The following is a 9,474-nucleotide window of genomic DNA, read 5'->3' as shown; positions in this document are numbered from 1 at the left end:
CATCATAAACCAGACATTTTTATTGGTGAGAATATAGACACTTTAAATGGGTTCTAACAAATGCGTTTCGTATAACGTGCATTATGTTAATTTTAGAAGAACTATAAAGTGTCTACAAAATTGGTGGCTATTCAGACCTTAAATCAGCATCAATATTAAGTAAGGACCAACAAATACCATTAATATTCCAGATAAGATCATGCATAAACATGCTGCTACTCCTTCATCTGTATGACGCAAAAAAGCTTTTACCGTTCCGAAACCATGACCTGCATTCCCTAGTGCTGCACCTTGTGCAACATTATTTTTTAAGTTAATTAGTCCAAAAACTAAATTAGCTAGTAAAACTGCCGCAATTCCAGTCAGCATAGTAAATAAAATAGATAACTCAATTGAGCCATTAATTTGATTTGCGAGTTCCATTGCAAATGGAGTTGAAATAGAACGGGTCATTAAACTAAGTGTGAGTGTTTTATCTAAAGAAAAATACTGAGCTAAGGCGTAAGAACTCAATACTCCACTTAACATACCAAATACAATCCCTAAGCTGATAGAAATAAAATGTTTAGTAAGAATATGTTTATATTCATAAATAGGGAGAGCAAAAGCTACAGTAGCTGGCCCGATCATCCAAACTAAACCTTGGTTAAATTGCATGTATTGCTGGTATTCAACCTGTAGTACGTACAATAATGTAATTAGGGTGAGTGGTACTGCGATACCTGGCGCTAATAACATATTAGGAAATTTATGGTAAATACGTAGGAAAACAATGTAGCCAAATACCGTAAGTAATAAAAAAATTATACTTAACATTTAGTTTTTTCCTTAGTAAATCGCCCCTCAAGTCTCGCCCCCCAATAAACACTATATACAGTGCTAATAAGGACACAAATAGTACTAAAAACTACAGTAACAATTACCTGAAATCCATAGGAAATAAATAGTTCTTTAAATTGAATCAATCCAACTACACAAGGGATAAAAAATAGTACTAAGTGCTGAATTAAAAACTTACCGGCAACGTCAACTGACTGTAGCCTTAGAAAACCGGTCAATAAGAAAATTAGCAATAATATTAAACCTATAATATCACCGCTAATTTTAAGATGAAAAAGATGTTGTACCCCTAACCCTAATACCCAAAAAATCATTATCAAGGAAAATTGTAAAAAAAATCGTGTGAGTTTCCACATAGCTAAGTCTTTACCAAATAAACATAATTGTATTCTTTTTAATATTTTCCTATTATGAATAATTCTATAAACATTATTCATAATAGGAATATTTTTATTTTGGAACTGAAGCTTCTTAGGATTTTTGTACAAGTAGTTAAATCGGGTAGTTTTTCAGCTGCCGCTGAACAACTATGCTATACACAACCAACGATAAGTAAATCTATACAACAGTTAGAACAACAAGTTGGTGAAAAATTATTCATCACTGGGTGTAGGAAACGTTACGTTGAACTGACCTTTATAGGGGAGTATGTTTATAAACATGCCCTATCTATATTACAGCAACATGAGGATATGCTAGACAGTATTCAGAATATAAGATCTCTAAAAGCAGGAGAGTTGAGTCTAGGTTTGCCTCCATTGGGTGCAATTTTAATACATCGTTTGATTGCTCGATATCATAGAAATTATCCTGAAATTAAGCTAAATTTTTTGGAGGTAGGCTCGTTAAAAATAGAAGAAGCCTTAGTAAATAAAAAAATTGATGTAGGAATAGTTTTAGGAAATCCCCATAGTGATCTGTACTCAATAAAAATATTAAATTCCCCTTTATGCTTATTAACAAAACAAGATTCAAACTTAACGAAATACGAGAAAATTAATTTTCACGACTTAAAAAATGAGAATTTTATATTTTATACAGATGATTTCAGTTTAACCCCTATCATATTAAGTGAAGCTCAAAAAGCGGGATTTGAACCTAATATTGTCTGTAAAAGTAGCCAATGGGATTTTATAGTAAAAATGGTAGATGCAAATATGGGGATAGCTATTCTTCCAGAAATTTATTGTAAAAAATTTAATAACTTAAAAAAAATATACTTCAATAGTGACGATATGACTTGGCAATTACATATGGCTTGGCATAAAGGATTAGAGACCTCTCATGCAACACAGGCTTGGTTAGATTTAGTAAACAAATATAGTCATGAAATAAGTTTTTAAAATTAACTTACATTTAACATAAAATCTCTTATACGAAATTCATCAGGCTAAGGCCACTATACAAGGTCACACACCTTACACTTTTTTAGATTGGCTACTTGAATACAGCTCTGAAGGGACAGCTGGCTAACGCCCCTATACAAGGGGACACACTTTACACTTTTTTAAAACTTGATCGCGGATCTGACTTTAGAAATGAATAGATCAATGGAATTTTGGTTCTTGGAAAAATCCAGCAGCAGCCCATTTACTTTAGATCGGATCTCTTTCGGATCAGTCAGTTCTCCATTCATTAAGTTTTTCAGTAGTCCACCCACTTTATTCATATCTGATTTTAGGCTGCGAATTTCCTGGATTGTTTTTATATCAGTCAGACTTTTAGGTTGATAACCCAATCCTAGATCACGCAAATATTGAGAAGCTGATAAATTTCCTTGAGCAGCATTTTCTTCAATTTGCTTTTTCTCAGCTTCTGTTACCACAACTTGAATTACTTTTTGGCGTATCCGTTTCGGCTTTTTCTGTTCAGTCATTTTTTCTATTTCCAGTACATTTTGGCTATGCCAAAAGCTCCGCAGGACAAGATGCCACGTTGAGCTGAAAGCGAATAAGTCGGGTAATTTATATAACCAAGGCTTGCCATGTTATATAACATTACACATCTTGCCTACTTTTCCCTTAACCACTTTCTCAAATATTCCTAAATTTTCTCGAATATTCTTAAAAACTGCTTATCCAAACAGGCTAAAAACCCAAAATCTTACTTATTCTCGAATATTCCTAAAAATTCCTGAATTTTCCTAAATATTCTCATTTTTTCCTATTTTTTCCTAAAAAATCCTAGATAATCCTATTTATTAACAATCCATGATGAAGTAGGAGCAAATCATGGCTGTACGTCACCTAGCTAAAAGATACGTTCTTCAATCAAAAGAAAAGATCCTGGAAATGCATGAACAGGCATATACCCTTAAAGAAATTTTTGCAGAAATTCCCGAACTAAACCAAAACATTTCGTATCAGTCATTATCACGAGTTTGTCTACAGATGGATTTGTTCAATAAAAAGAAAAGTAAAGAAATAACGTCAAAAGAAGAAGTAGAAACACAGGAGATCACTTCAAATCCTGAACCAAAGAAAGAAATGACCAATGCGGAGAGAAATTTAGAAAAATTGACCAATAGAAAGCCCAAATTTTCTTATGATCCTCATACAAAGGGAAAAGATTTTTACTAACCCTATTTAAACATTGCTCTAGATCGCTCTCATTTGCGCTCTATGCTCAAATTCACAATGAAAGATACAGAACGAGTGTCTACGAGTGAAATCGCTGAAATTCGCGCTTAGACCCTCTGAAAAACAATCTTTTAGATATTGGAATCTAAAAACTTTTTAATTACATATAAAAATTCGATCCTAGATCGAGCGTAGCGAGCAAAAAAGCTCTATGAGCGAAGCGAATCCATTTGTTCTTATTGTTTTGATTTTGCTTTTACCAGTATTTAAATCACTTCCAGGATTGAGCCAAAAATTGCCCCAACGAATCGAGCGAAAGCGAGATTCAATAGAGTTTGAGCGTAGCGAAAACCAAGGGCAATTTTTCCTTCCTTGGGCTTTTAATTATTTTAAAGTTTTTAAATGCTTTTAGATGGCTTGAAAGCCTTATGAATAAAGGGTTTTAGCTCTTATATGTCCACGTTTACCTTGCAATATGTCCACGTTTACCTTGCAATATGTCCACGTTTACCTTGCAATATGTCTACGTTTACCTTGCATTAGTACACAAATAATATTAACGTGTACTTATACACAATAAAAAAATAGTGGCTATGAGAGATTTAGTTGTAAAAGACAATGCCTTAATCAACGCAAGCTATAACTTAGACTTAGTAGAACAACGTTTAATTTTATTGGCTATTGTTGAAGCAAGGGAAAGTGGGAAAGGGATTAATGCAAATGATCCATTAGAAGTTCATGCAGATAGTTATATCAATCAATTTGGTGTGCACCGTAATACAGCTTATCAAGCCTTAAAAGATGCTTGTAAGGATTTATTCGCGCGTCAATTTAGCTATCAAGAGAAAAAAGCTAATGGGAATATCCGAAATGTTATGAGTCGTTGGGTATCTCAAATTGCTTATAACGACAATGAAGCAACTGTAGACTTAATATTTGCACCTGCTGTTGTTCCCTTCATAACCAGACTGGAAGAACAATTTACTAAATATGAATTACAGCAAGTTAGTAGTCTTAGTAGCGCTTATGCCATTCGCTTATATGAGCTTCTAATTCAGTGGCGAAGCGCTGGTAAAACCCCAACCATAGAACTACAAGAATTTAGAAAGAAATTAGGCGTTCTTGATAATGAATATTTACGGATGGCTCATTTAAAAGAGCGTGTTTTAGAGCTTTCAATTAAACAAATAAATGAGCATACGGATATAACTGTAAAATATGAACAGCATAAAAGAGGACGTTCTATTTCAGGATTTTCTTTTACCTTTAAACAGAAGAAGAAGGATAGCCCATCAATAGAAAGAGATCCGAATACTTTGGAGCTTTTTTCAAAGATGACCGATGCTCAACGGCATACGTTTGCAAATAAACTTTCAGAACTCCCTGAAATGGGTCGCTATTCACAAGGAACTGAAAGCTATCCTCAATTTGCTGTTCGTATTGCTGAGATGCTACAAGACTCTGAAAAAATCAAAGAACTAGCCCCATACCTAAAAAAAGTGGGATACATGCCATCAAATAAAAAGGACACAGTAAATGGCTAAGTTATCGCTAAGTGAAGTATCTAAAAAATTTCATATTGATAGGTCAACCATTTACAGAGCTGTACGTAATGGGCGTTTATCACGCTCTAGTGATGGTCAATTTGACCTTTCGGAAGTGATTAGATGCTTTGGGGAGCCTGAGCAAACATCTCAACAAATTGAATCTTCTACATCAGATAGCGATGAATCTACAAAAAAACTCATTATTCATTTAGAAAATGAAGTTAAAAAATACCAAGAACGTGAAGAGCGTTTAATGCAGCAAATCGACCGTATGCAGACGCTTATTGAGTTAAAAACTGTTGCACCCGCCACGGCAGCGCCACAACAAGATGCTACGGCATGCGACACCGATATGCCACAGCATGCGACAACACAACAAGACAATGATAATAAAAAGAATAATGAATTAAATATTGTAGAAAATGTGGCAGTGCCACAACAAGAAACTACAGCATACCACACCCAAACGCTACAGCATGCCACGTTGCAAAATGTGGCAGTGCCACAACCTAAAAAACGTGGCTTATTTGGCCGTGTGCTGAATGCTGTCTTTGATAATGACTAAGGGAGAGAGATCATGCCGAAACTGAAAGACATTGCCCTAGGAATTATTGTGGCCCCGCTGCTGATCCCGATCATGCTGATTGCATCGTACCAAGATAAAAAGGCACTTAAAAAAGAGCTGAATGAACGCCAAAAAGAAAAAGACCAAGCTTCCTGATTATTCACCTGGGCTTATCAAAGCCGTGGAACTTTGCTCAATAAGTAAGCGTGGAACATGAATAATCAATAAAAAGCCGTTCTGGTGCCCTAATGTCCAGAACGGCTTACTTTAATATAATGATATTTAAAGAGAAATTTCAAGCATTTCGTATAAGGTGTATTATGTTAATTTTAGAAATAATACAAATTAATTTTCTACTTCTCCTTTCATACTCATATCAACCCAAAGTGGTAAAGGAAATGAAGAATTAATTGGATATCCATCCCTGCTCGCATATCCAGAGGTTGGGTAGAAAGCCAGATTTCATCGATACGGATCATGTTGCAAGTGCCTTGAGTAATTCTGCTAAAGCAGATATTTCTGATACTTGCCATTTCAAGCCAATTTCTGCTCTTGAGTGGGGTAAAGTAATTTGAACCGTTAACATGTCAGTAGGAGTAGGATCTAATGGTGCAGAGCAAGATAAGGGAATAAATGCAGGTTTATTTGGTAGTGATGAGCGATCATTTCCTTGCTTACCATCAATTAAGCGAATCCATTTGGATACAAGATTTGTATTCAATCCATGTTGCAAAGCGACTGAAGCAATTGAAACGTCCGGTGCTTTACAAGCCTGAACGATTTGCTGTTTAAATTCAGCACTGTATGTTCTTCGTTTTTTCGCAAGAGATGTAATGGATGTCTGGTTATTTGTAGTCATAAATTTAAGTCCCCACTTGTTTTTAAGTGGGGACTAAATTAAGGCTTATAGGATGAATTCATAAGGTGTGTTCAGCGGACGCTTACCGTTTTATGAGGGTGGTGCCCACTAAAAAGCTGGCTTGATAACAAGCCAGCTTTTTAGTGTTTCGTACAAGGTAGAGGTTTCTAAATTACCCTTAAGCCAAAATTAGATTTCTAAAATTTAGACGACTATCTTGGCTAATTTCGGTTACTTCTGATCAGGAAGAGCAAACGCAATAATATAGTCACCTACATCTTTTGAGTGGCTCGCACCCCCTGCAGAAATAACTACATATTGCTTACCTGTTTTTGGTGATTTGTAAATTAGAGGTGCTGCAACAGCTGCAACGGGTAATTTAGCTTTCCATACTTCTTTACCAGTTTTGGAATCTAAAGCACGTAAATAATAATCTTGCGTACCTGCAAAGAATACCAAGCCAGAAGCTGTTGAAGTAGGACCACCTAGTGTTGGCATTCCTAATGGCATTGGGAGATGTGATTTAATACCTAATGGGCCAAGCTGTTCAGCTGTTCCCATTGGTACTTGCCATACCAACTTTTTGGTTTTTAAATCAATCGCAGACATCGTACCGAAAGGTGGTCGATTACAAGGTACCCCTAATGCTGATTGCATAATATCAATTTTTACTCCAGCGTACGGGCCTGCAAATTGTGGGCGTACTGTTCCCATAAATCCAGGAACTTCATCGGTAGATATTTTGTATTTCCCCATATCTTCTTTACGAACTAAAGACATCCGCAAAGGCATACGCATATCATTGACGAACATTAAACCTGTTGATTCATCAATTGAAATACCCCCCCAATTCATTCCGCCTAATAAACTTGGCCATTCAATATATGGTTTCTCACTAGGTGGTGTATATAACCCTTGATAAACCGAATCTTTAAACTGAATACGGCAATTGAGTTGATCAAAAGTTGAAATACCCCACATATCTTTTTCACGTAAAGTGTCATTACCAATTTGTGGCATACCTACAGAATATGGCTGAGTCGGAGATAGTTTTTCTCCTTCTGCTTGACCGGTAGTCGGTACGGGCTTTTCAATAACTTTAGTAACAGGTCGGCCTGTACGTCGATCTAATACAAAAATTTGTCCCATTTTTGTTGTTTGAATAAGGGCAGGAATTTGTTCTCCCTTATCATTGGTGACGTTGTAAAGAACTGGTTGAGAAGGTAAATCGTAGTCCCAAACGTCGTGATGAACAATTTGATATGACCATTTAGTCTTACCAGTCGTTGCATCTACAGCAACTACTGCTGAGCCAAATTTTTCTTTTGCTGCATTACGATCACCGCCCCAGTAATCAGGGGGGCCATTTCCAGTAGGTAGATATACTAGATTTAAATCTTTGTCGTAAGTTGGAATTGTCCACATATTTGGGGTTTCAAGAGTAAAGCCGTTTTTAGGTTGTCCAGATAATTCTGGATTACCTACATCCCAAGCCCAGGCTAGTTTACCAGTACGTACATCATAAGCACGAACTACGCCAGAAGGTTCACCATGAGTAATGTCTCGAACCCAACCGCCTAAGATGGCAACATGCCCTGCGATTAATGGGGTAGAGGTTGGATGGTAGCGTTTACTTTTTTCAGTAGGACCCATGTCATTTAACAGGTCAACTTGGCCATTTACTCCAAATTGAGGACATAAAGCACCAGTTTTTGCATTCAATGCAATTAAACGACCATCAACTGTAGATGTTAAAATTCGTTGTGGACAGGCTTGAATACTAGGAGTTTGTAAATCTGCTTTTGAAAGCGTTTTATCATGAGTCGCATCATAGTAACCAACACCACGACAGGTAATGTGTTCAGCTGTTTTTGCTTTTGGATCATATTTCCAAAGTGCTTTACCGCTATCACCATCAATCGCAGTAATAATATTAGTTGGAGTACATGAGTACAGTGTGCTACCAATTTGAATTGGAGTATTTTCATCGACTCCAATATTTTTTGGTCGGCCAGTATGGTAAGTCCATGCAACTTGTAAGTTTTTAACGTTATCAGGAGTAATGTCAGTATAAGGGGCAAAGCGGGTACCACTACCACTACGACCAAAATATTCCCAATTATCAGGATTTTCTGCTGTAGGTTTAGTTAAATTACGATCTTGAGCAATATTAACTTGATTTAGAGTTTTTCCATGGGGAAAAAAAGCTGAGATTAAAGCTATAACACAAGCAATAAAGCCAACTAAACCAACACGATTAGCAAAAGTCACTTTTTCTGTTGAAAGTGTTATTAAACTACGGCTTGCCCATAAGCTTAGTACAAATAAAACCGTTGGAACAACTAGACGGGGAATATACTGCCAGAAGTCAAAAACTTGTACTTCGGAAATAGCCCATATAACTGTTGCGATGAAAGTTAAAATGGATAGCCATAAGCTGATTACTTTTCTAAATGTATATAAAATAGCAATCAGTAGATAGGCAATACCAGCGATAAGGTAATAACTTGAGCCACCTAAGCTAACAAGCTTTCCACCTTGGATAATTAAGAATAATGCGATTAACACATGTAGAAGTATTACGAAAAAGCGATAAACTTTTGATCCTGCCCTTTCAGAAGGTGCAGTGTATTCGGTACTCATATATTGTCTCTTTGATGTGGGCTGTAATTAGCTTAGGCATTGCTACAGGAGGATTATTTCCTATAGCCCTTATTTTACCTATTGAGTTCGCATCTAGTACTCAATTAGCAACACGGCTAAGTGGAATAACCCAGTCCTTTGGATACTTATTGGCTGGGATCATGCCATGGGTTGGTGGAATTATAATAGATAAATTTTGTTCTATGGTGGGTCTAACTTCTCTAACCATGCTCATGGCTTTAGGTTTAGGAATTACTTCATATCATATGAAATATATGTTCAGTCAATATTCTAATGTATGAATAAAAAACATCTTATATCCGACTTTAAAATTACTAAAACTAATTCCATTTAACATAATGGGCGTTATACGAAACGCATTTGTTAGAACCCATTTAAAGTGTCTATATTCTCACCAATAAAAATGTCTGGTTTATGATG

11 protein-coding genes are annotated in these 9,474 nt (G+C 36.0%); 6 read left to right on the top strand and 5 right to left on the bottom strand.

The features are described 5' to 3' along the window. Nucleotides 1–138 precede the first annotated feature (138 nt). Nucleotides 139–816: an LrgB family protein gene (locus VXP95_RS14715; RefSeq protein ID WP_416706425.1), complete on the bottom strand. Its 678-nt coding sequence runs from the start codon at nt 814–816 to the stop codon at nt 139–141. Further along, a complete protein-coding gene (locus VXP95_RS14710) occupies nt 810–1,196 on the bottom strand; it encodes a CidA/LrgA family protein (protein WP_416706424.1) in 387 nt (128 codons plus the stop codon). Before VXP95_RS14710 ends, VXP95_RS14715 begins: the two co-directional genes overlap by 7 nt. A 99-nt stretch (nt 1,197–1,295) precedes the next feature. On the opposite strand from VXP95_RS14710, the gene VXP95_RS14705 reads away from it, so the two are divergent. Further along, entirely contained in the window at nt 1,296–2,183 is an 888-nt protein-coding gene (locus tag VXP95_RS14705) for a LysR family transcriptional regulator (RefSeq protein WP_416706423.1), read from the top strand. A gap of 164 nt (nt 2,184–2,347) precedes the next feature. Here the strand turns inward: VXP95_RS14705 and VXP95_RS14700 are convergent, their stop codons facing one another. Continuing rightward, on the bottom strand, nt 2,348–2,716 hold the full coding sequence (locus VXP95_RS14700; RefSeq protein ID WP_005166870.1) for a plasmid mobilization protein: 369 nt from the start codon (nt 2,714–2,716) through the stop codon (nt 2,348–2,350). A gap of 355 nt (nt 2,717–3,071) precedes the next feature. On the opposite strand from VXP95_RS14700, the gene VXP95_RS14695 reads away from it, so the two are divergent. From VXP95_RS14695 to VXP95_RS14675, 5 genes are all read left to right on the top strand, one after another. Further along, a complete protein-coding gene (locus VXP95_RS14695; protein WP_416706422.1) occupies nt 3,072–3,419 on the top strand; it encodes a hypothetical protein in 348 nt (115 codons plus the stop codon). A 211-nt stretch (nt 3,420–3,630) separates the two neighbouring features. Further along, nucleotides 3,631–3,831: a hypothetical protein gene (locus VXP95_RS14690; protein ID WP_416706421.1), complete on the top strand. Its 201-nt coding sequence runs from the start codon at nt 3,631–3,633 to the stop codon at nt 3,829–3,831. Between the two features lie 181 nt (nt 3,832–4,012). Further along, on the top strand, nt 4,013–4,963 hold the full coding sequence (gene repM / locus VXP95_RS14685) for a replication initiation protein RepM (RefSeq protein ID WP_416706420.1): 951 nt from the start codon (nt 4,013–4,015) through the stop codon (nt 4,961–4,963). After that, complete coding sequence (locus tag VXP95_RS14680) at nt 4,956–5,531, top strand: plasmid replication DNA-binding protein (RefSeq protein ID WP_180070779.1); 576 nt, start codon at nt 4,956–4,958, stop codon at nt 5,529–5,531. Before repM ends, VXP95_RS14680 begins: the two co-directional genes overlap by 8 nt. Before the next feature lie 12 nt (nt 5,532–5,543). Beyond that, entirely contained in the window at nt 5,544–5,687 is a 144-nt protein-coding gene (locus VXP95_RS14675; RefSeq protein ID WP_001125248.1) for a hypothetical protein, read from the top strand. Nucleotides 5,688–6,006: 319 nt separating this feature from the next. On the opposite strand, the gene tnpA is transcribed toward VXP95_RS14675, so the two are convergent. Then, complete coding sequence (tnpA, locus tag VXP95_RS14670) at nt 6,007–6,390, bottom strand: IS66-like element accessory protein TnpA (protein WP_024439349.1); 384 nt, start codon at nt 6,388–6,390, stop codon at nt 6,007–6,009. A 231-nt stretch (nt 6,391–6,621) separates the two neighbouring features. After that, nucleotides 6,622–9,033, bottom strand: coding sequence for a membrane-bound PQQ-dependent dehydrogenase, glucose/quinate/shikimate family (locus tag VXP95_RS14665; RefSeq protein WP_032060263.1), 2,412 nt, complete (start codon nt 9,031–9,033; stop codon nt 6,622–6,624). Between the last annotated feature and the right edge of the window lie 441 nt (nt 9,034–9,474).

It is taken from the genome of Acinetobacter sp. 226, assembly GCF_048147925.1.
Lineage (GTDB): Bacteria > Pseudomonadota > Gammaproteobacteria > Pseudomonadales > Moraxellaceae > Acinetobacter > Acinetobacter pecorum.
Note: the sequence above shows the minus strand (reverse complement) of the source record. Positions and strands in the feature narration are given on the sequence as shown.